At 57.3% G+C, this 21,147-nt stretch carries 21 protein-coding genes; 5 read left to right on the top strand and 16 right to left on the bottom strand.

The window, feature by feature from the left end; all coding sequences use genetic code 11:
• Window positions 1-286 precede the first annotated feature (286 nt).
• The 7 genes from WC683_10680 to WC683_10650 all read right to left on the bottom strand — a co-directional run bounded on the left by WC683_10680 (window position 287) and on the right by WC683_10650 (window position 6,985).
• Entirely contained in the window at window positions 287-1,732 is a 1,446-nt protein-coding gene (locus tag WC683_10680; GenBank protein MFA4973072.1) for a hypothetical protein, read from the bottom strand.
• Window positions 1,733-1,816: 84 nt separating this feature from the next.
• On the bottom strand, window positions 1,817-2,761 hold the full coding sequence (locus tag WC683_10675) for a hypothetical protein (GenBank protein ID MFA4973071.1): 945 nt from the start codon (window positions 2,759-2,761) through the stop codon (window positions 1,817-1,819).
• Window positions 2,762-2,852: 91 nt separating this feature from the next.
• On the bottom strand, window positions 2,853-3,704 hold the full coding sequence (locus WC683_10670; GenBank protein MFA4973070.1) for an AAA family ATPase: 852 nt from the start codon (window positions 3,702-3,704) through the stop codon (window positions 2,853-2,855).
• 15 nt (window positions 3,705-3,719) lie between these two features.
• Complete coding sequence (locus WC683_10665; protein ID MFA4973069.1) at window positions 3,720-5,150, bottom strand: tetratricopeptide repeat protein; 1,431 nt, start codon at window positions 5,148-5,150, stop codon at window positions 3,720-3,722.
• Between the two features lie 10 nt (window positions 5,151-5,160).
• A complete protein-coding gene (locus WC683_10660; protein ID MFA4973068.1) occupies window positions 5,161-5,715 on the bottom strand; it encodes a tetratricopeptide repeat protein in 555 nt (184 codons plus the stop codon).
• 55 nt (window positions 5,716-5,770) lie between these two features.
• Window positions 5,771-5,989 carry a helix-turn-helix domain-containing protein gene (locus WC683_10655; GenBank protein ID MFA4973067.1) on the bottom strand — a complete coding sequence of 73 codons (219 nt, stop codon included), beginning with the start codon at window positions 5,987-5,989 and terminating at the stop codon, window positions 5,771-5,773.
• 174 nt (window positions 5,990-6,163) lie between these two features.
• Complete coding sequence (locus tag WC683_10650) at window positions 6,164-6,985, bottom strand: A24 family peptidase (GenBank protein MFA4973066.1); 822 nt, start codon at window positions 6,983-6,985, stop codon at window positions 6,164-6,166.
• A gap of 104 nt (window positions 6,986-7,089) precedes the next feature.
• On the opposite strand from WC683_10650, the gene WC683_10645 reads away from it, so the two are divergent.
• From WC683_10645 to mtnA, 5 genes are read left to right on the top strand one after another with little or no spacing between them, the layout of a single operon-like run.
• Window positions 7,090-7,392, top strand: coding sequence for a zf-TFIIB domain-containing protein (locus WC683_10645; GenBank protein ID MFA4973065.1), 303 nt, complete (start codon window positions 7,090-7,092; stop codon window positions 7,390-7,392).
• 31 nt (window positions 7,393-7,423) lie between these two features.
• Window positions 7,424-7,735: an Asp-tRNA(Asn)/Glu-tRNA(Gln) amidotransferase subunit GatC gene (gene gatC / locus WC683_10640; GenBank protein ID MFA4973064.1), complete on the top strand. Its 312-nt coding sequence runs from the start codon at window positions 7,424-7,426 to the stop codon at window positions 7,733-7,735.
• Between the two features lie 5 nt (window positions 7,736-7,740).
• Window positions 7,741-9,204, top strand: coding sequence for an Asp-tRNA(Asn)/Glu-tRNA(Gln) amidotransferase subunit GatA (gene gatA, locus WC683_10635; GenBank protein ID MFA4973063.1), 1,464 nt, complete (start codon window positions 7,741-7,743; stop codon window positions 9,202-9,204).
• 11 nt (window positions 9,205-9,215) lie between these two features.
• Window positions 9,216-10,655 carry an Asp-tRNA(Asn)/Glu-tRNA(Gln) amidotransferase subunit GatB gene (gene gatB / locus WC683_10630; GenBank protein ID MFA4973062.1) on the top strand — a complete coding sequence of 480 codons (1,440 nt, stop codon included), beginning with the start codon at window positions 9,216-9,218 and terminating at the stop codon, window positions 10,653-10,655.
• A gap of 22 nt (window positions 10,656-10,677) precedes the next feature.
• Window positions 10,678-11,712 carry an S-methyl-5-thioribose-1-phosphate isomerase gene (gene mtnA, locus WC683_10625; GenBank protein MFA4973061.1) on the top strand — a complete coding sequence of 345 codons (1,035 nt, stop codon included), beginning with the start codon at window positions 10,678-10,680 and terminating at the stop codon, window positions 11,710-11,712.
• 67 nt (window positions 11,713-11,779) lie between these two features.
• Here mtnA and WC683_10620 read toward each other — a convergent pair whose 3' ends face one another.
• The 9 genes from WC683_10620 to WC683_10580 form a co-directional block, all read right to left on the bottom strand.
• Window positions 11,780-12,028 (bottom strand): hypothetical protein, encoded by a 249-nt coding sequence (locus WC683_10620; protein MFA4973060.1) that lies wholly within the window; start codon window positions 12,026-12,028, stop codon window positions 11,780-11,782.
• Window positions 12,029-12,215: 187 nt separating this feature from the next.
• Entirely contained in the window at window positions 12,216-13,895 is a 1,680-nt protein-coding gene (gene uvrC / locus WC683_10615) for an excinuclease ABC subunit UvrC (protein ID MFA4973059.1), read from the bottom strand.
• A gap of 70 nt (window positions 13,896-13,965) precedes the next feature.
• Window positions 13,966-15,123: a hypothetical protein gene (locus WC683_10610; GenBank protein MFA4973058.1), complete on the bottom strand. Its 1,158-nt coding sequence runs from the start codon at window positions 15,121-15,123 to the stop codon at window positions 13,966-13,968.
• A gap of 130 nt (window positions 15,124-15,253) precedes the next feature.
• Window positions 15,254-16,981, bottom strand: coding sequence for an ABC transporter ATP-binding protein (locus WC683_10605; protein ID MFA4973057.1), 1,728 nt, complete (start codon window positions 16,979-16,981; stop codon window positions 15,254-15,256).
• A 12-nt stretch (window positions 16,982-16,993) separates the two neighbouring features.
• Complete coding sequence (locus WC683_10600) at window positions 16,994-17,275, bottom strand: hypothetical protein (GenBank protein MFA4973056.1); 282 nt, start codon at window positions 17,273-17,275, stop codon at window positions 16,994-16,996.
• Window positions 17,272-18,042 (bottom strand): hypothetical protein, encoded by a 771-nt coding sequence (locus WC683_10595; protein MFA4973055.1) that lies wholly within the window; start codon window positions 18,040-18,042, stop codon window positions 17,272-17,274. Before WC683_10595 ends, WC683_10600 begins: the two co-directional genes overlap by 4 nt.
• Before the next feature lie 81 nt (window positions 18,043-18,123).
• Entirely contained in the window at window positions 18,124-19,260 is a 1,137-nt protein-coding gene (locus WC683_10590) for a glycosyltransferase family 4 protein (GenBank protein MFA4973054.1), read from the bottom strand.
• Window positions 19,257-20,396, bottom strand: a complete 1,140-nt coding sequence (locus WC683_10585) for a glycosyltransferase (GenBank protein ID MFA4973053.1) — start codon at window positions 20,394-20,396, stop codon at window positions 19,257-19,259. Before WC683_10585 ends, WC683_10590 begins: the two co-directional genes overlap by 4 nt.
• 6 nt (window positions 20,397-20,402) lie before the next feature.
• Entirely contained in the window at window positions 20,403-21,125 is a 723-nt protein-coding gene (locus tag WC683_10580; GenBank protein MFA4973052.1) for a hypothetical protein, read from the bottom strand.
• Window positions 21,126-21,147 lie beyond the last annotated feature (22 nt).

Here is a 21,147-nt window from a genome sequence, read left to right as displayed (position 1 = left end):
CCTATATGACCCGGCCGAGGAGAAGCCCGCGACGAGACGGCGTTTGAGGCGAGGAGCGATAGCGAGAAGAGCGCGCCGATTCGTTCCGTCTGCTGACATCTTGAGTCTCAAAGAGCTTCACGACGACAAAGGTCTTACCGGGGACAGGCCGCTAATGTATCACAGGTATCCTCAGCCCGCCGCGGACTGTCCCCTATGACTTCTCACCGGGACAGTCCCCTTGTTGCCCCTATCTGCCTAAATATGCCCTGGATATCAAGGCCAATCCTCAGGACGACGCTTGCGGCTATTTGCGATAAATACGTTTTCCTTCGTAAGAATAAGAGAGCTTATCTATCGGGGGCGGGGGCGGGAGCTGAATTGTTCTCTTCCTGATTTTGACTTTTGCGGCATCGAATCCGCGGACCGGCCTCCCATTCAATGAAAGCCCCTTGATCTGTCCCGGCTCGACGTGCGGCAGATAACCGCCTGCCTCCACCCTCATGGCGGTCTCCCAATCGAACTCCACATCCAGGACATGACCATCCTCGCCCTTGATCTGCACCACATGCCGTTCATTTATCGGTTCGTCGAATCGCTCGAAGAACAACATCGCGGGGAATCCGTCCTCTGCAAAAGCGATTCGGTCGTCCTGTTGCGGGAGCGGACCTTTTGCATCCACCGACTTTCTCAGCGCATCGATGTACATAACCCGATTGTCCAGCGCCGCCATGTAAGCGAAATCCACGCCGAGCATGAGATCGGCCCCGGAAATGAATCTGTCGCGGGCCTGTCTTGTGACATCGAAGAGTTTCATGCCGGTATAATATTCAAAACTCTTCGCGACATTCGCCAGATGGAGCTTTGACTGCATCATCACATCCGAGAAGGTGTTCTTTGGAAATATTCGCCTCGCCCATTCCGCATTCGTGGACGGAACGAAAGGCTCACCTTTGTGAAAAGAAATACCTACAACCGCCTTGAATGCCGCTTCCATGAAGTCAGCCTTGAGGGCATTCTCCTCGCGAAAACGATTGAGGAGTTCCTCTGCACTCATCGCAGGATGAAAATTCGCGAGCAAGGCACTGAACGCGGATGCGATCTGCACATCCGGCAACCGGACGGCATCCTCAGGATCAATCGCCGAATTATACTCGTTTTTAAACATCCTGAACTCACTTACGTCGGTAACGAAGACATCCCCCTCGTTGGTCCTGGGGTCGCGTGTAATCGTATGTGGATTACCACGGACCAAAGCACCAAAATATATGTCATAGGCGTCTTGCAGAAGGTGCGTACGCATCATTTGCAGATTGACCTGATTTGCATTCGTCAGATTATTAAAGACCTCTTGTGCGTTGGATCTTATTATCTTTTTGCCGATAGGGTTCCTGACTCTCTGATTATTACAAATGTATTCCTCGTCGTAGAGTTCTATCCTTTTGCCTTCGCGCAGGTCATGGAGAAAAAACAGCGGACGGCTGTCCAATTCCATCATTCCATAAAAGGGAACCACCTTGAACCCCAGGCGTTCGAGCAGCTTGAGCGTATCGAACCTTTTCTTCATAAAAGAGCAGTCAAGTGCACCGGACAACGTCCGGACCATCCGCTCCTGGCCCTTGATCATGAGCAGGCCTGTACGGGCGGCAGCCCCGTTCTCGCCGGGACCGCAATTTGAGATAAAGCGAAACTCACCCGGAAAAACACCTGACGGCAGGGTCACGCTGACCGGTCTGAAGCTCATCATGGACATGTCCACCTCGCTCCGCTGATATGCAGGTAGGCTTATTATACGACATAGCTGGGAGGGTCAAGCGTTTAAAGAAATAATATAAGGCTAATCCTTTATTTCCCATCCCCTTGCAAAGGCGTCGAGGAGGACCTTTTTTGCGTACTCCGCGCCGACGAAGCGCTCGTAGCCCACGCGCTGGATGACCTTGTCCGGCACGATGGAAGAGAGCCCGCCGTTGGCGGCCGCGGCCGAGGCGGTCACGACAAAGAAGCGCTGCGAGACAGCGCCGTCCTTTTCCACCTCAACGGGCACGAACACGCGCATGCCGAAATCGAACATCAAATCGTCGGCCGCAAGCGTCTTTCCGTTCGAGTCCTCGCAAGAACGCCGGCCGGTCCACGCGGTCCAGCCGTTTCCCCAGAACGTGCGCAGGACGAACTCGACGCTGGTGAAGAGTACAGCTAGAGAATGATACGAATCCTTAAAGCGGCGGCCGGATTCGTCGCGGCCGGCCTCGCACGCGACCGGGCCCGAGTCGTGGTATTTGGTATAGAGCGGCGCGGTCGCGAGCTTATCGACGTATTTCTGCGCCCGCACCGCATCCCCGTCCGCCGCGTACATCACGGTCGGCATCCCGTAGCCGTTGATCTCGTCCAGGACCTCGTCGCAATCCTCCACGTCGTTGTAGGCCATGGACTGACACCAGTCGTAGTCAGGGGGACAGGCCTTGCCGAGCGGGATCTGTCGCGCGACCACGCCCCTATCAAGGGCCTCGGACTCGGTCAGCTGCTCGGCCCTGTACTCCTGCCTCAACTTGTTGTGGTTCCGGGGGGTGGCGCCGGAATCTTTCGTGAGCACGGCGCATATGTTCTTCTCAACGAATAGAGCGAGCACGCCCTTGCCGTATGAGGAGTGATCGATCGGGAATTCGCCGAACCCCTGGGCCACAGCCTGGCCTATCAGCCTGGACGCTTTCCCGCGAACGGCCTTGAGATCCTCGTCCGCCATGGAACATCCGCCGCCTGACATGGAAACGCGTGGAACCGTCATCATCCTCTCCCTTTATGCCTGTTATTGCCTCGATTTCGGGCGACGATATAGAAGCGTCTGGAAGAGTTCAAGACGCAGCGCATAACAATATTCAGCGGCGCTCCGCGGGTTCGTCGGCAGGATCCATGGGCGGGAGCCCCAGGTCCGCGGCCACGCTCTCCACCACTTCCCTGCCGACCGGCAGATCGACGCGGCGGACGAATCCCTCGAACAAGGAGTTATCGCAGACCACGTTCACGAGCCTCGGGTTGCCCCTGGTGAAATCGTATATGGCCTCGAGCGCGCTAGCGGAGAAGATCTGCTTGTTGGAGCCTGCGTGAAAAGTGCGGAAGCGGACGTAGTCGACGAGGGTCTCGCGCGTGAAGTTCTTTAGCTGAAAGCGGACCGCCATGCGCTGCTTGAGCGCGGGTTCCGAGGCGAGCCTCATGTCCAGCTCCGGCATGCCGAACATGACGATGGAGAGGAGTTTCGAGTTCGAGAGCTCCAGGTTGAGCAGCCCCCTCACCTCCTCTAGCGTCTCCGGCGAGCGCAGCATGTGAGCCTCGTCGATGAGTATCACCGCGCGCCTTCCCTCTTCCGCTATCTCGTTGAGCCTCCCGTAGAGCCTCCCGATCACGTCGACCTTGTCGCCCTCTGTATCCGTCACGCCGACCTGCTGGGCCACGCGCTTTATCAGCCAGCTGCCGGTAACGCTTGAGTGGAGCACGACCAGCAGGGCCGCCTCGTACTGATCGTCCGGCAACGACTCGAGCAGCCTGCGCGCGAGCAGGGTCTTGCCGGTTCCGACCTCGCCCACGAGCACCGCGAGCCCCTTCATGCCCTCGACCGAGCGCCTGAGGCGCAGGTACGCCTGGTCGTGCTGCTCGTTGTGATAATAGAAGTTCGTGAGCGGCACGATCGAGAACGGCTCTTCCCTGAGTTCGTAGTAAGCGAGGTGATCCATATCCCCCCGGATTCGTCAGACGAACGATATCTTCTTCTTTTCCTTCTCGGCCTTATTCGGAGTTTCAACCTTTGCCTTGGCCTCGGACTTGTTCTCAACTCCAGCCTCGGGCTTGACCTCGGCCGGGGGGACCGCTGCGCCTGAAATCCCCGCCTCCATCTCCGCGATTCGTCTCTTCGCCTCTTCGTCCGCGATGCCGGCCGAGACGCAGGCATTGTAGATATCCAGAGCCTTCTTGAACTCGGCCTCGGATTCACGCGCGAGCCCCATCTTCCTGTAGGCGATGCCTAAGTTGTACGCGGAGTCGGCGCGACCGCGATCGGGCCCTGCCTTTGCCGGCGCCTTCTGCGGCGCGGCTGCAACCTGTTTCTTCGCGGCCCTCTGCGCCCGCTTCGCATCGGCGCGCTCCTCCTCGGCCTGCTCGGCGGCGGCCTTCTGCGTCTTCTCCGTCTCCTCCTCGATCTGGCGCCTCTCCTCCTGCTCCTCCAGCTCCTTGCGGCGGACTGCCGCGCGCTCGACCATCTCGGCCATTGCGCCCGGCCTTATCTCCTCGACCCGCCTCTCAAGCCTGTCCTCCTCGTCGGGCAGAAGGACCAGTATCTCGAAGTACGCGTCGAGCGCCTTGTCCTGATGACCGCTCTGGTTCTCGATGTCGGCGAGCAGCATGTATTTCGCGCGCGCGGTCTCGACCTGGTGCTGCGAGGTGTAGATGGCGGCGGCGAGCTTGAGCAGGCCCGGGTCGCGCTCGGTCATCTCCTTGCCGTCCTCCAGCCACTTGAGCGCTTTCTTGTGATCGGAGAGCTCCTCGTAGATGGCGATGAGCTTGCGCATGAGGTCGTAATTCTTGGGCCTGTGCGCCAATATCTTCTCATAGACGTCGGCGAGCTTGCGCTTGTCCGCGCCCGACCTGTCCAGCCTTGCGGCATAGTCCTCGTACTGGTCGATCGCCTCTTCCATTCTGCCGTCGCGCTGAAAGGTCTCCGCCAGTCTGACCCTGGCGGTGCCGTCCTCCGGGTTGAGGGCCACGATCTTCTTCCTGATGTCGATGACCTTGTCGGTCATGCCCTTCATGTCGAGCGTGGAAGCGAGTATGTCGAACTGCCTCACCGCATCGTGCGTGAGCCCCATCTTCTCGTAGAGGCCGGCCAGCTCCTCGTTGACCTCGATGAGCGACGGGTTGAGCCTGAGGATGTTCTTGTAGACGGTCACCGCCTTGAGCAGGAATCCGTCGGCGGTGTAGGAGTGCGCGACCTCGCGATAGAGGCGTATGGCGTCGTTGATCTGCTTTCGCTTGGTGTAGAGCTCCGCTATCCTGAGTTTGACCCTTAAGTCCGCAGGATCGGCGAGAGTTATCTTCTCATACTCCCTTATGGCCTTGTCGAATTTCCCTTCGTCGACAAAGATCTTTGCCTGCTCCAGGATCTTTTCCTTGTTGAGGATAGTCATCTATTGAGAATCAACCTGCGCTGCCAAGCGCCTCGATGCCGGCCCTGGCGGCTGCGTTGGAAGGGTCCCCCGTTAAGATGGTCTGATATATCTCCTTGGCCCTCTCGCGGTGCCCCTGCGCAGCGAGTATGCCGGCCATGGTGATCGTGTTCCAGGAGGGGTGCCTGATGGCCGCATGGTTTTCGACGGGCAAAGCGACAGGGCGCGGTTCGGTGCGCGGCTCCACGCGCAGACGGTCGCGCTCGGCCCTGCGAAGCGCGGCGATCTCCTCCATCATCCCCTTCGCCTGCGCGTTGTCGGCCCTTATCGAGAGGGCCTGCATCAGCTCGCCCTCCGCCTCTTCCCAGTTGCCGCGCCTCAAATGCACGCGGGCCATGACCAGGCGTCCGCTTATGAAGCCCGGATGCCTCTTCACTCCCTCGCGACACACGGAGAAAGCGGCGTCGATCATGCCGTACATGAGAAAGTACTCTGCGATAGGGGCAAAGACTATGGAGTCGGGGTCATCCTGCCACTGCTTGTAGTATCTGAGAAAGGTGGAATTATTCAGCAGTTCTGGATGCATAGCGTACGCACACCTATACGCAAAAGCGCATCCATAGGCAAGCTATTATGAAGTATCAACCTTCCGGGAAGACGCGATCCTTGTCCGTGAGCTTGAGGCCGAGCGAGAGGAGGATCTTGCGTTTCGTATCCATCCTGCACTGCAAGCCGCTCTCGACCCGATCGATCGTGAGCGCAGAGAGACCCGCTTTTCGCGCGAGCTCCGCCTTGCTCATGAGGAGTTCCTCGCGAAAGCGCTGGACGTTATTTGGGATCACTTTCTTTTCCGTTTGCATAGAAAACCCCTGCAGAGATGATTACGGCCGCAATGCGGCCGGTCGGTATAATGAATTGTCTCAAAAGCATGAAAATCGTCAAGTATTTTTATTAATTATCTACAATTATATACTCAATTTATATTAATTAAGTATAAATTACTTTAAAAAGTGTGAATAAAAGGCTGTTTTTCCCTAGAAAAGCCCCATGTACCACGCGACAAGTCGCTGCCCTGCAAAGAGATTTATGACCCCTGCCGCAGCGAGAAAGGGCCCGAAAGGTATGGCATATTTGAGATCCTTGCGAAGGATCAATATGACCGCGAGCCCCACCAGGGAGCCCAGGAACGACGACATGAGGAGTATGAGCAGCACCGCCTTCCAGCCGAAGAAGGCGCCGATCATCGCGATGAGCTTTACGTCTCCTGCGCCCAGCCCCTCCTGCTTTCTCAGTTTCTCGTAGGCCAAGGCGACAAGATAGAGCGCCCCGCCGCCGACGACAATGCCGGCAACCGAATCCACGGCCGTCCAGAGATAGGAGCCCTCCCCGCCGCCCAAGAGCACGTGGACGATGAGCCCCACGCCGATGCCGGGCAGGCTTATCGAGTCGGGGATGATGTAATGATACAGGTCGATGCCGGTCACTATGACCATGGGCAGTATGAAGAGGCTGAGGTAGACGAAAAACTTGAGCGGATCGCCGAAATACCACCACGTGAGGAGGGCGAGCACGCTCATCGCCAGCTCCACGATCGGGTAGCGGATCGATATCCGGCATCTGCACGTGCGGCACCTGCCTCGCAGCGCCAGGTAGCTCAGGACCGGCACGTTCTCCCACCACGCGAGTCTGCGGCCGCAGACCGGGCAGTGCGAGGGCGGCCACGCCACCGACTCGCCGCGCGGCATGCGCCATATGCAGACGTTCGCAAAACTGCCGAGGACGGCGCCTACGAAGCACGCCATGAGATAGAGGAGCCACTGCGGAGAGAAGGCAAGGAGCTGCATGCAGGCTGTCATGTCCCTTGATCTATCACGACAAAGTCATCCGCACAACCCTATCCCCCGGCCTTGCCTTGATAGCATCGCTGTGATAAGCGCAAATCAGGGACAAGGAGGGGGAAGTGAAAAAACCGCCACGGCCTGAATCCTCTTACTTCGAAAAACAGGACTTAGTGAAGAAGCAGAAGATCGCGGAACAAAAGCGCAAGCTCATGGCCAGGGAGGAGCACGAACGCCTGAAGCAGCTGCACTGGCGCAGATGCGGCAACTGCGGCATGGAGCTGGAGGAGATAAGCTTCAAGGGAGAGACCATACACAAGTGCTTCAACTGCGGAAGCGTCATGCTCCTGCCTGCGACCATGAAGAATCTGTGCGGCGAGGAGACGCAGATACTCGATTCGCTGCTCAACCTCTTCAGGTTCTGACGGGCCGGCAGGAGAGCACATCCAATATATTATGTCGCATAAGACCGGAAGGGATGATCTAGTCGCTGCGGTGGAGAAGACGGTGAGGCTCGCAAAGCTCTCCTTCGACGAGGCCGGAATGCATAAGCTCGTGGCCAAGGCCGGCGCGGTGCTGGAGTACGTGGCGCAGCTCAACGAGCTCGATACGGAGGGCGTTGCTCCCACCTCGCACGCCGTCGAGTTCGCATCCTCCCTCAGGGAGGATGAGGTGCATCCCTCCGGCATGCAGGATGAGCTCCTGGCGCAGGCGCCGGAGCGCGACGGACCCTTTGTCCAGGTGCCCAGGGTCATCGAGAGCGAGTGATCTCAATGCGCGAGCTTTGCAAAAAGGGTCTGGCCGAGATCTCGGCGCTGCTTCAGAATAAAAAGATAAGCTCGACGGAGCTCACGCGGGAATACCTGGCCGAGATAACCGAGCGCGATCCCTCCATCAATTCGTTCGTCACCCGCTGCGATGAAGCCGCGATGCAGGCCGCGAAGGCGGCCGACAAGAGGCTCGCCGCAGGCGAGGACGCGGCCCCCCTCACCGGAGTTCCGCTCGCGCTCAAGGACATCTTCATAACAAAGGGAATCCGCACGACCTGCTGCTCGAAGATCCTCGGAAACTACGTGCCGACTTACGACGGCACCGTGGTGGAGAGGCTGAAGAGGGCCGGCGTGGTCATCACAGGCAAACTCTCCATGGACGAGTTCGCGATGGGCAGCTCCAACGAGCACTCCGCGTTCGGGCCCGTGAAGAACCCGTGGAATCGCGCGCTCACCCCCGGGGGATCCAGCGGCGGCTCCGCCGCTGCGGTCGCCGCGGGGCTCACGCCGGCGTCGCTGGGCACGGACACCGGCGGCTCAGTGCGCCAGCCGGCCGCCTTCTGCGGGATCGTCGCGCTCAAACCGACCTACGGCAGGATAAGCCGCTACGGGATAATCTCCTTCGCCAGCTCCCTGGACCAGGTGGGTCCCATGGCGAGGGACGTGACAGACTGCGCGATCATGCTCGGCGCGATCGCGGGCCATGACCCGAAGGATGCGACCTCCATCCCACAGCCTGCGCCGGACTACAGGGCAGCGCTCACGGGCGACATAAAGGGAAAGACGATCGGCATACCGAAGGAATACTTTGTCGAGGGAATCGATCCCGAGGTCGAGAAAGCGGTGCGAACCGCGTCGGAGACGCTCTCGAAGCTGGGGGCCAGGACAAAGGAAATATCGCTCCCGCACACGAAGTATTCGCTGGCGTGTTACTACATCATCGCGCCGGCGGAGGCCTCTGCGAACCTAGCGCGCTACGACGGCGTAAGATACGGCCACAGGGCAAAGGGCGCGAACGAGCTGGGAGAGCTCTTCTCCAGGAGCCGCACCGAAGGATTCGGGCCCGAGGTAGCGCTGCGCATCGTGGTAGGCACGTACGTGCTCTCCTCCGGATACTACGACGCATACTATCTCAAGGCGCAGAAGGCGCGCACGCTCATCAAAAAAGATTTTCTCGACGCCTTCGAACAGTGCGACGCGATAATCGCGCCCGCCACCCCCACCCCGCCCTTTGCGCTGGGCGAAAAGAAGGATGACCCGATAAAGATGTACCTCAACGACATATTCACGATACCGGCGAGCCTCGCGGGGCTTCCGGGACTGGCGCTCCCCTGCGGCGCCACCAGGGCTGGGCTCCCCATCGGAATGCAGCTGATCGGAAGGCCGCTCGACGAAGCGGGACTGCTCAACATCGGCTTCGCGTACGAGCAGGCTACGGAGTGGCACAAGAGGGTGCCGGTGAGCTGACGATCAGGAATATTATGGCAAAGTACGAAGCGGTCATAGGGTTGGAGGTCCACGCGCAGCTCGCCACGGCGAGCAAGATGTTCTGCTCCTGCGCCTCCAACGACAAGGGGGCTGCTCCCAACGCCACCGTCTGCCCCATATGCACCGGTCAGCCCGGCACGCTGCCCGTGGTCAACGGCTCCGCAGTGGAGATGGCGATAAAAGCGGGGCTCGCGCTGGGATGCAGGATGCAGGAGCGCAGCGTCTTCGCCAGGAAGAACTACTTCTATCCCGACCTGCCCAAGGGCTACCAGATATCGCAGTACGAGTTCCCGCTATGCCTGGGCGGCAGCGTAAAGGTGAAGACGAAGCACACGGACAAGGAGATATCGCTCATCCGCATCCACCTTGAGGAGGACGCGGGCAAACTCATGCACGACTACGGCCACGCCGAGAAGAGTCATGTGGATTTCAACCGCTGCGGCGTGCCGCTCATCGAGATAGTCTCCGGCCCCGACATGCGCTCGCCCAAGGAGGCAGGCGACTATTTGCGCACGCTCCGCAACGTGCTCGTGTACCTCGGCGTGTGCGAAGGCAACCTCCAGGAGGGCAATTTCCGCTGCGACGCCAACGTCTCGATCCGGCCCGCGGGGCAAAAGGAGTTCGGCACGCGCACCGAGATGAAGAACCTCAACTCCTTCAAGGCTGTAGAGAGGTCGATAGCGTTCGAGATCGAGAGACAAGGCAAGGTGTTGGATACGGGCGGCAAGGTGACGCAGGAGACCAGACTCTGGAATGACGCGGCGGGACGCACCGAATCCATGCGCAGCAAAGAAGAGGCGCACGACTACCGTTACTTCCCTGACCCGGACCTCCTGCCGCTGATCGTGGACAAGAAATGGATAGAGCGCGTGCGCGCAACGCTCCCCGAACTCGCACACGCCAAAGCAGGGCGCTTCACGAAGGACCACGGGATCGCGGAGGCGGATGCTCTCATCATAACCGAGGACAAGAGGCTCGCGGACTACTTCGAGGCCGTGATAGCCGCAGGCGCCCCTGCGAAGAAGGCGGCCAACTGGATCATCTCCGAGCTCCTGCGCGAGCTCAAGGACGAAGATGACGGGATCGCAGCATGCAGAATAAAGCCGGCCGACCTCGCCGCGCTGATAAAGATGGTCGAGGACGGAGAGATCACCGGCAAGATCGCCAAGGACGTCTTCGTGGAGATGTATTCGACCGGCGCTGGCCCGGGCAAGATCGTGGGCGACAAGGGCCTGGTTCAGGTGACCGACCTCTCGGCGATAGAGTCCGCGGTGGACAAGGTGATTTCCGAGAACGCGAAACAGGTCGAGCAGTACAAGTCCGGCAAGGCCGCGGTGATGGGTTTCCTCGTGGGCCAGGTGATGAAGGCGACGAAGGGCCAGGCGAATCCGCAGATGGTGAACGAGATGCTGAAGAAGAAATTGGGATGATGACAAAGGAGTCAAAGTGGATTTGATCAAGACGATAGAATGGAAGGACGACAAGGTGGTGATGCTCGATCAGCGCAGGCTCCCCACCGAGGAGATCTACAACACCTACGAGGACTACCTGGGCGTGGCGCAGGCGATCCGCAACATGGTGATCAGAGGAGCGCCGGCGATAGGCGTCGCGGCCGCCATGGGCGTAGCGCTGGGCGCGCTCGGCATCGGCGTGAAAAGCTTCGACGAGTACTTCGAGAAACTGGTCTCCATATGCGGCCGCATCGGCGATACCCGCCCCACCGCGGTCAACCTCTTCTGGGCGATCGATCGCATGAAGGCGTGCGCGCTCGCCAACAAGGGAAAACCCCTCGACGAGATCACCGCGCTGCTCAAGAACGAGGCGCTGAAGATCTACGCCGAGGACATCGAGTCCAACCGCCGCATCGGCAGAAACGGTCAACCGCTGCTCAAGGACGGAATGAGCGTGCTCACGCACTGCAACGCCGGCGCCCTGGCAACCGCAGGCTACGGCACCGCACTCGGCGTGATCTATGCGGCGAACGAAGCGGGCAAGCGCATCCACGTATTCGCGGACGAGACAAGGCCCAGACTCCAGGGCGCCAAGCTCACCGCGTGGGAGCTGCAGAAGCACGGCCTGGAGGTGACGGTCATCTCCGACACCATGGCCGGCCACTTCATGAAGAAGGGAAAAATCGACGCCTGCATCGTCGGCGCGGACAGGATCGCGGCGAACGGCGACGTGGCAAACAAGATCGGCACGTACCAGGTCGCAGTGCTCGCGAAGCGCCACAACATCCCCTTCTACGTGGCGGCGCCGATCTCCACGATCGACCCGAAGATAGCCGGAGGCGACGACATACCGATAGAGGAGCGCGATCCTTCGGAGGTCACACACGTTGGATCCATCCAGGTGACCCCTAATTACGTGAAGGTCTTGAACCCCGCGTTCGACGTGACGCCCTCCGACCTCGTCACCGCGATCATCACCGACCGCGGCGTGGCCAAGGCGCCGTATGGGGAATCCATAGCTAAATTTTTCGCCTAACCCATCGGCAAGCGAAAGGCCGGTCTTGCGACCGGCCTCGAAAAAGGAGATGTGATCTCCAAAGGGTTCAGTTCATTGACTCCTTCTGGATTATCTCATGGAGTATGTTGCGCGGCCTGAAGCCTGACACGATCTTCACCGGCTCTTCCGCATTGAAGGTGTTGATGATCTCGTAGATCAGCTGCTCGCGCGCGCCGTTGTGCGGGATGTAGATGCCACCGCAGGAGATCACTGCGGCGTTCCTGTATTCGCCCGCAAGATCGGTCCCACACATGATCTGCTCCATTATCATGTCGCTGGCGCGTCCCTTTTCCATTTTCCACCCTCCACGCCTATAAATAAGCAAGGGACGTGCCAGGGACGTATAATAAGGGGATGGCTTTAAATGGCTGTTTAATAAGATCAAACAGAACTGCCGGGAGGAGCTGAAATAAGGGATCAGAGTGAGAATCTACCCTTCAGCGTCAAAAAGCCGTTAAAAAACCGCCAGGGAGACAGCGACCTCAGCCGCCAAGCGCGGCCCGACTGCGCCTGCGGCGGTGGGCGCCTATGCCGAATCGGTGCGCCTCGTCGCGTATGCGCATGAGGAGCAGGAGCTCTTTGGATCCGCGCCTGAAATTTATCGGGTTCTTGCGACCTGGGATGAATATCCGGTCGGCGTGGCCTTTCTTCTCGCCCTTGGCGATCGCGGCGACCGGAACCCTCGCCCCGCATTCCCTGAGCGCCCTTTCCGCTATCGCAAGCTGGCCCTTGCCTCCGTCCACGAGCAACAGGTCGGGAGGGGTCCGCGGGCGCTCGGCCCTGCGCAGCGAGACATCAGACCTGAAGCGCCGTGAGATGACCTCGCGCATCATGCCGTAGTCGTCCGGAGTATCCAGCGTGCGGATGTTGTAGATGCGGTAGCGCGACTTGTCCGGCTCGCCGCACGAGAATGAAACGATGGAGCCCACCGCCTCGCGGCCGCTCAAGTTGGAGATATCCACGCATTCGATCGTCTCAGGCGTATGACCGAGCTTGAGGGCGCGGCCGATCCGCTCTACCACCTCCGCAGCGCCGTGGGATCGAGCCCGGAGCGCCAGCATCTCGCGCGCGTTTGTGCGCGCGAGTTCGACGAGCCTCTTCATCTCTCCGCGGACCGGCGACGCGATCTTCACCCTGCCTCCGCGCCTGTCGGACAAAAGCTGCTCCACGGCGCGAGCCCCCTCGGGCATGGCGTGGACGAATATCTTCATCGGCATCTCCGAACCCTCGCCGTAGTGCTGCAGGAGGAATTCCTCCACCGCCTTGGCCTCGCCGGACGCCGGATCTCCGGCCATGAACGAGCGGCGGCCCGTGAGCACGCCGCCCCTCACCTTCAGCACGCATATCGCCGCCCTCGCCCCCTGCCTTGCGATCCCTACCGCGTCGTGGTCGCCGCCGCCGTGTTTGACCACGGACTGTTTCTCGATCACGCCCCGGAGCATAACGATCGCGTCTCGCATGCGGGCTGCGTCCTCGTAATGCTCCTGCCCCGAGGCCTCACGCATCTTATCTTCCAGGATATCGAGGAGCTCGACGCTCCGGCCCGCTAGGAACATCACCGCTTCGTCCACCTGCCGCGCGTAGTCCTCTGCGCTCACCTTGCCCACGCAGGGCCCGCTGCATCGGCCGATGTCGTACTTGAGGCAGGGACGGACGCGGTTGGCAAACTCCCGGTCAGTGCAGGTCCGCACCATGAAGAACCGCACGATCTGCTCCACTGCCTCGCGCGCGGCGAGCGCCGAATCGTACGGCCCGAAGTAGCGCGCCCCGTCTTTCGTGGGCCTGCGGGTAAGCGAGATGCCGGGCGACGGATGCTCCGCCCCTATCCTGATAGATACGTACGTCTTGTCGTCCTTGAGGCTTATGTTGTAGCGAGGGGAATGCTCCTTGATGAGGGTGTTCTCCAGGAGCAGCGCCTCCTTCTCCGTGTCCGTGACGATGCAGTCGATATCCTTGGTGCGCTTGAGGAGAAATTTGAGTTGGGGCCGCCCGCCCGCCGCGCGAGCCCCGCGGGCGAGGCGGGCGGGCTCGTCTCTGAAGTACGATGAAACCCTGTCGCGCAGCCTCACGGCCTTGCCCACGTAGATCACGTCGCCGCCGGCGTCCTTGAACAGATAGACGCCGGGCTTGCGCGGAAACGACTTTATTTTTGTTGAAATCATTTCGGTCATATCAATCGTTACAAAAAAGGCCGGGACGTCACCCCGGCCTTCAGATCATAAATTACTCTTTCTAGAACAAAGCTGAAAGCATCAAAGTGCCCGTGCTGACCTTGTTGGTCCGAGTACCGGTCACGTCGTCGAAGTCGGTGGTGAGCACGTAGGCTGCCTGGAGCTTGAGGTTGTTGTCGAAGATGTAGTAGTTGACGCCGCCGCCGAACTGCCACGAGTCGTTGTCAGGCCCCTGGCGGATGATCTGGCCCGCTTGCGCCGCGATCTCGAATTTCTTGGGGATTATATAATAGCCTGCGGCCGCGTAGTAACCTATGTCCGTGAGCATGGGCCTGGCCCATACCGCGGTGCCCAGGCTCGTGATCTTCGTGCGCCTGTAGTAGCCCTCTGTGGTGAAAGCGAATCCGCCCCAACGCAGGCCAACGCCCAGCGACGAGGTCCACAGGTAACTGATGTTCGCGTTGGTGTTCGGGTCCGTGCGTTTGCCCTGGTACGTGCTGCCAAGATTAACCGTAAGCTTCGGGGTTTCGGAGCAATCAAAGTCAGTCAGTTTGCCCGGCACAGGATCGAGTATATTGATGCCAGTCCTGAATCCGAACGACATCTTCATATCGGGATTGAGGGCATAGTTTGATTCCGCACCATTAACCACGGAGAACGAGTAATACCATTTCCAATATCCCCCAGAAAAGTTGATGCCCAAACCGTCGGGTGTGCCGAAACTTGGGCGCAGCGGCGTGAGGTTCGTGATACCATCCGATTGAGAGTTGGTAATTGGTTTTTCAATGAGGAGGAGCCAGGCACTGCTGATTTCACTCATCATGTCGAGCGGGAGACCGACCATGCCAGCCGTTATTACAAATTGAGGTATCACCTCAACTGAAACATAAGCACCGCCTATGTTGACGGTTTGAAAGTTCTGTGTGCCCACATTTGTAACCGCATGTTCCAGATTAAATCCTATGGCTACAATATCATGGATTTCAGAGAATACGTTGAGTTGTGCCCTTCTCAAATTGAAGGTCAGTTGTTTCTGCTGGGTCGCAGAGTCCTGGAAATATAGCTGAGGCTGGAGTCGACCATTGAGTTTGAGCATGAATTCCTGATCGTCGCTCGCTATGAAAAAGCCTTCGTCATAGCCGGAGTTCGCGGCGAACGATCTTGCCGGCGTTGCCAAGGCCAGGGTGATGAGCGCTACTGCGATGGTCAGCCTTTTCATACTTGCTCCTTTCGGTGCCGTAGCTCCGGAGTGTCATAACAATCTGAAAACACTAGGGAATTTCTGCATACTTTCTGAAAATATACGGAAAACTGCTTTAAATATCAAGGAATTAATTGGCAAGACCCGATTACATGCTTTCAACTTCCCCCCGTCCGTGGAAGAGGTCAAAGAAGAACGTACCTTTGCGGGAGAGTTCCCCGAATTTGCCCGACTCGATGAGCTGCCCCTCCCTGAGGCAAAGAATCTCATCCACATTCCGCAGAATGTCGAGGTGGTGCGATGCGATGATCACAATTCTATCCCGAATGTGGCGACGCAGGGCCAGCATCGCCCGCTCGATCACTTGGGCATCCAGTGCCGAGAGCGCCTCATCGAAGAGATAAATGCGATGACCGTGATAGATAGCCCTCGCCAGGCTCACCCGCTGGATCTCGCCGCTCGACAGGCGAATCTCCTGCGTACCCAGCAGGGAATCGCTATGGGTGGGGAATTTCTGCCGGAGATGAGCGATGTCTAATTCGTCCACAATACGATCGAGGAGTTCCTGATTGAGTGGCTTACCGAGAATGATGTTGTGCTCGAAAGTCGTGGGGAAGACATAGCCTTCAACCGGGAGATAGGCGACCGCCGAACGGTAAGTATTCCGCTCTATCTCGTCGATATTCGTGTCTCCATAGATGATCTCCCCATCGTCAGGGTCGTAGTGTCGCGCAATGAGCCTCAAGAGCGTTGACTTACCCGACCCGTTAGGACCGATCAGCCCATAGAGGACCCCCTTGTGAAACGGGAAATCAAATCCGCGAAGAACCAGCGGTCCACCTTCAGCATAGCTCATTGCTACGGATCGCATAATAAGATCGGCCGGATCCGGCATCGGCTGCACCCCGCCGAACTGCTCTGGAAAGAGAAGAAACTCCTCGATGCGCTGGCTGTTGACAAACATCTCCTGGACGGGACGCACGAGGGCGGTAAGTGCCTCGATGGGGCTGAACAAGAGGGTGAGGATCGTGTTGTAAGCGAAGAAATCACCGATCGTCATATTGCCATTGACGACAAGTCCGACTGAGAACAGCCGATAGAAGAAGGAGCCTACCGCAAAAAGCAGACGATTGGTAAACCGATGGATCTGCGATGCCGTCACTTTTCGTAACTCCAATTCCTTAATTCGGAAGTTACGAGCATGGATCTCGTCAAATATCTGTTTCTTGATGCCGCAGCTTTGGATCTCGGCGACATTCTCAGCTGTCACCAGGACCTGCTGCACATAGGAGGCCTCTTCCTGCCGTTTTCGCTTATGCAGCCATTCGATAAAACGAGAGAGGACCGCCGACGAAATAACGCACAAGATAACAGTTGCGCCAACGATCACAGCCAGATTCGAGTCAATGATAAGGAAGGCGAAGGGCAGAACTATGAGATAAACAACGATCTCGGTCATATCATTGACGACATCGATTAGGATGTAACCACTTGACTCAACGTCGTTCATCCGCGTTACGAATTCACCGATATTATAGGAGTGAAAGAGTCGGCGCGAACAGTTATGGATCTTCTCGAGGATGAATACCCCGACTCCTACAGTTATTCCGGATGTGGCAACGGTGTTCGAGAGTGAGCGCAGGCCATTGCCGCAAAAGCGCAGCAGATCCAGAAAGAGCCAGAACAACAAGCACGGATAGGTATATTCGACGTTCTGATTGACCAGTATCTCATCGATGAAGAACTTGGAAAGCCATGGAATAAACAGAACAATGAGTGCAGAGGTCAACCCTACAAAGATGGCGGGCAGAAGGCGTATCTGCCGCGCTTTCATCATCCTGTAGAAATAGACGACGGTGAAAGGAATATATCTCATGGCTTTCCGGCCTTACTTCGTTTCCTCTTCGCCGAGAGCGTCTCCACGGAGATCGTCTTCGATCTTTCGGAAAATCTTCGGCGCACGTTTCTCTATATAGTACTGCATATACTGCTGAAAGAAAGCGTCGCAGCTTGTCCGCAAGGAGCGGCGCAGGATTCGAATGAACTCTTCAACCGTAATTTTGCTGAAGTAGTTCGCGATCGCAGCATCGGCTACCTCGGCGGTCTTCTTGGAGATCGCCTGAGCAATTTCCATCTCCTCGCATTCGTCCAGTTCAATCATGATCTTCATAGCGCCCTCTCCCTGTTCATTTGCAGATAGCAGCTCCAGCATGTGCGAAGGTTGACCTCATTAAAAATGCCGTTTAAGCGATCCACGGCGTACTTGATCTTATCGTAGAAGAAATTCATTTTGCCGTCGGGCATGAGCACGTCGTAGGAATGAAACGTCATATGAAGATAGTGACGATCGCGCTTCTGGCGTGCCATAGTCGAAAAGAAATCAAGGATATCCCAAAACCCTGTTGTTGTAAGGTCGACGATCGATGACCTCGGGCGGATAGACACTGGCATCTCGAGAAGATCGCTTGCGGGATCGGCGGCATCCAACTGCTCGGTGGAGACCCAATATGGTTCGGTGAAGTTATCTGAGTAGCGCAATCGAGCGCCATTGTATGCCATGACGCCGCATCCGGGCACAACGGAGGCATCAACCACCATGCCCAGCTGACGCACGATCTTGAGCGTATTGGCGTTGATGCACCAGTGCCCGCCGGAGAAGGTCTTCGGCATAATGCCGGTTCCCTCGACCATTCGGTTCCACTCATCCGATATGATCCTGCGCTGCCGCTCATATGGAAACCTGCTCAATGCGGGATGGACATGCAACCCCACTTCCATAACCCCTTGCGACTGGATTTCCGCAAGAAGAGAACAGTCGCATGAGGGACAGGCCGGCTCCTCTTTCACGCGGGCGACAAGAAGTGTGAGGGGAATCGGACACTGATCATCGAGGAGCAGTCGAAAAAATCGCTCGTGACCATAGTGGAGCCGGTTCATAAACTTACGGTGCTCTTCGACATGAACCGTAATGTAGACATCTACACAGCCCTGTCCCATATTCTTTCCTCAATGCAGCCACTACCGCATGGCTGCATAAAACATTTTGCGATACGCCGCAGCCTCGGCAGAGAGGCTATGGTAAAGGCACACGAGCTTCCTGTTCTCCTCTACGCAACCATCAGGAGCGCCGAGCATTTCCTCCATCGCATTGACCAACTGGTTTTCAGTGCTAAATGTCCGATTACGCGCCCCGATGAGATGCTGCGGCATACACCGATCACGTGCAATTACATAACAACCTGATGCCATTCCCTCAAGGAGAATATTCGACATCCCCTCGCTATCCGATGACAGCAGTATGCACCGGGAAGAGGCATAGAGCCTCCTCAGTTGTGCAAACGACCGAGGGCCGAAGAACGCGACATGACCGTCGATCCCACGTTCTTTCGCTTCCTTCCGGTAGTCATCAACCAGCCCCCTGTACCGCCTGTGGGGAAGAAGCACGGCTGCCAGACGTGCACATCTGCCGCGCACATTGAGGGTATCCATCGCGCGCAGAACCACGTCGAAGCGTTTTACGGGTCTCGCAGTCCCGACGAAAAGAAAGTCGTACTCGGATTGTTTCACCGCTTTTTGGCGATAGGCCACATCAAAAGGCTCCGGGTCAATCGCATTCAAAACGGAAGAGATGGTCGTACCGCGTGGCATGATTTTCCATTTGGTCAATTTGCGCGCCATTTCCTCCGACACGCAGACGACGGCAGCGGCATCGCGAAAATAGTCGCGCATTACCTTCCGATGGAGATCCTCTTCCATATTTACATTAACATCCGAACCTCGCGCACAGACGACATAAGGAACACCAACTGCCTTGGACGCCGTAGCGACGGCAAGCAGGGGCATATGGGCGAAAAACGCGATAAAAAGATCGAACTTTAATTCTCGGTGCAGTTCGACGATCGCCTTGGTGGCTGATTGGATATACAGGTAGGCAATGTTTCCCTCGCCTCGCCCGTGGCCGTGGACAGTGTAGCCCTCTGGACAGCAACGCGTACCCCGCTTCGCCAAACGCGGATCATAAGTCAGCAGATGTACGTTAAACATTTTCCGCATGGAGAGACTCGTCGCAATCCGTTTGAGGGAAGTCACCAGTCCCCCAGAATAGGCGGGCTCAAATACGTCCGAATAGAACAATATTTTTGGTCGTCGCTTCATGCGGAGCAATGCTCCCCTAAATAATTATCAATGAACTGCGCCCCGCCCAAGTCGATATCCGTGGAGATGCTTCTGCGCACTACCGCCCGTTCGATCGCCGCCCGCAGCGGCTCTACTCCAATCTCCATCAAAGGCACAACCTCCAGCGTCCCGTCACCGCCTAGCCGCTGAACGCGTAGGGGCTGCTCGTCGTTGCCGTTGTAAGGCACGACAACCGCCGGCGTTACAGTAGCCACCGCTTCAATGAGCGAATTATAGCCCCCCATGCAAATCACGAGCGAAGACGCCTGCAAGTAATTGATGTACTCGAACGTAAACTCGTGAATCGTCACCGCATTGCACGGCGCGGCAAGAGCCTTGAGTTCCGCAAGGATCGTTCCATCCTCCGGAAAGAGGAAGACTCGCATGCGACGGTCCGAATAGTAGCGCTGGTGGCAGCGAATCGCTGCCTCAATCACGCCTTTACCCACGCGGCTTCCGCCCACGTTGACAACGATGTCGCCACCTGCCTCCCAACACTGTTTGCGCATTTCCGCTCTGGGCTGCCGCGAAACGTAGCCGGTATAAACAATTGGACAATGGAAAGGATCGAGTGATCCGAACGTGAGTTCGAATGGAACCCGACGGGGATCACTGTGGACAAACAAAAGATCGAAGTATCTATTAAGCTCACTCGCCACTTGATGCCGATAGTTATCTTCCGCCTGAACTCGCAACAGAATGTCCCGCACAGAACAGCAGATACGGCAATGCGGATATCGCCTCCGCGCTCGGTCAATCGACGAGACAATCTCCCGACAGAAACGCCTCCTGGCAAATGGAAAAGCCTCAATCCAAAAGATGTCCGGCCGAACAGCATCGATCGTCTTGGAGATCATCTTACAGCGTTCCGCAGCAATTTCCTCATAATCGACCGTTTCATCATCAGCGCAGTAGTAACGCGTATAGGTCTCTTCGCTGGCGACTGGTTTGAGCCACACCATCTCGATACCGGGGAGTCGATCGAGCTGCGGCATGTGCCTTCCGCCGCAGATGAACACCACGCGGTGCCTCTTCGCCAGCTCTTGGGCTATGACCAGCGTCCTGGCAAGATGGCCGATGCCCAGCAGATACTGACAGTAGACGATAATGGTCATGACACCTCAATCCACGAAAGGGCTCATCTCCTTGAAGAGCGGTGACTTGCTGAACATTTTTTTGAGCCAGAACTCAATAAGGGTCATCTCGCCGAGAATGATTTTCACCTTTTCGATCCCATTGGTGACGCCACGACGTTCCATGTCGCCCAGAATCGCGGCGATGTCCACTTGGTCAACGCTCATTCGCGACATGCTCGCTTTGAGCATACCCATTCGCATCGGGACAAGAAATCGCCTCTCACGGGCCGCTGGACGTTGTGGCTGAGCAAAAATGAACTCGCTTGCCTTGAGGATCCGGACGTCATTAAGATGGACCAGCATTTTTCGTTGACCAACGTGCTTTACCTCTAGAGGTGTGATGTAGAGTTTGGCTAAGCGGATATCTTCAGGCTCGTAGACATCTTTCAGGTCATAAGGCACGACACCCTCGAAGGAAAACGGATACGCCGTCATCTCCTCGCCATGAATAGCACTGATCGAGAATTGCTCGATAGTCATCGAGATGTCTTCCTTCACGCTAAAGCCGACGGTGAGGAAGATGGCGAGCAGCAGGACTATGAGAACTACGTAGCCACTACAAGACAGCTTGAGAACACGATTGACATTGAAAAATCGCTGTCGCCAAAGACGAAGATTCGTCATTTCGAGAAGTGATTGCGGAAACATAACACACCGAAATCCTTTGGAAACAGCATCAGACATCATTATTGACAACTGCTGATCCACTTATATAGATAGGTTGATAATG

This window comes from bacterium (genome assembly GCA_041648665.1).
In the GTDB taxonomy this organism is placed as follows: Bacteria; UBA10199; UBA10199; order 2-02-FULL-44-16; family JAAZCA01; genus JAFGMW01.
The sequence above is the reverse complement of the archived record's forward strand: the minus strand, read 5'-3'. Positions and strand labels throughout refer to the sequence as shown.

Bases quoted from the DNA above. Each gene is read 5' to 3' on its own strand.
- WC683_10680 (MFA4973072.1), bottom strand. From the start codon at position 1,732: ATGTCCATGATGAGCTTCAGACCGGTCAGCGTGACCCTGCCGTCAGGT.
- WC683_10620 (MFA4973060.1), bottom strand. From the start codon at position 12,028: ATGGAAAAGGGACGCGCCAGCGACATGATAATGGAGCAGATCATGTGT.
- WC683_10655 (MFA4973067.1), bottom strand. From the start codon at position 5,989: ATGCAAACGGAAAAGAAAGTGATCCCAAATAACGTCCAGCGCTTTCGC.
- WC683_10610 (MFA4973058.1), bottom strand. From the start codon at position 15,123: ATGAAAAGGCTGACCATCGCAGTAGCGCTCATCACCCTGGCCTTGGCA.
- gatC (MFA4973064.1), top strand. From the start codon at position 7,424: ATGTCGCATAAGACCGGAAGGGATGATCTAGTCGCTGCGGTGGAGAAG.
- gatA (MFA4973063.1), top strand. From the start codon at position 7,741: ATGCGCGAGCTTTGCAAAAAGGGTCTGGCCGAGATCTCGGCGCTGCTT.
- WC683_10660 (MFA4973068.1), bottom strand. From the start codon at position 5,715: ATGCATCCAGAACTGCTGAATAATTCCACCTTTCTCAGATACTACAAG.
- uvrC (MFA4973059.1), bottom strand. From the start codon at position 13,895: ATGATTTCAACAAAAATAAAGTCGTTTCCGCGCAAGCCCGGCGTCTAT.
- WC683_10675 (MFA4973071.1), bottom strand. From the start codon at position 2,761: ATGACGGTTCCACGCGTTTCCATGTCAGGCGGCGGATGTTCCATGGCG.
- WC683_10595 (MFA4973055.1), bottom strand. From the start codon at position 18,042: ATGAACCGGCTCCACTATGGTCACGAGCGATTTTTTCGACTGCTCCTC.
- WC683_10600 (MFA4973056.1), bottom strand. From the start codon at position 17,275: ATGAAGATCATGATTGAACTGGACGAATGCGAGGAGATGGAAATTGCT.
- WC683_10670 (MFA4973070.1), bottom strand. From the start codon at position 3,704: ATGGATCACCTCGCTTACTACGAACTCAGGGAAGAGCCGTTCTCGATC.
- WC683_10665 (MFA4973069.1), bottom strand. From the start codon at position 5,150: ATGACTATCCTCAACAAGGAAAAGATCCTGGAGCAGGCAAAGATCTTT.
- WC683_10585 (MFA4973053.1), bottom strand. From the start codon at position 20,396: ATGACCATTATCGTCTACTGTCAGTATCTGCTGGGCATCGGCCATCTT.
- WC683_10650 (MFA4973066.1), bottom strand. From the start codon at position 6,985: ATGACAGCCTGCATGCAGCTCCTTGCCTTCTCTCCGCAGTGGCTCCTC.
- WC683_10605 (MFA4973057.1), bottom strand. From the start codon at position 16,981: ATGAGATATATTCCTTTCACCGTCGTCTATTTCTACAGGATGATGAAA.
- WC683_10590 (MFA4973054.1), bottom strand. From the start codon at position 19,260: ATGAAGCGACGACCAAAAATATTGTTCTATTCGGACGTATTTGAGCCC.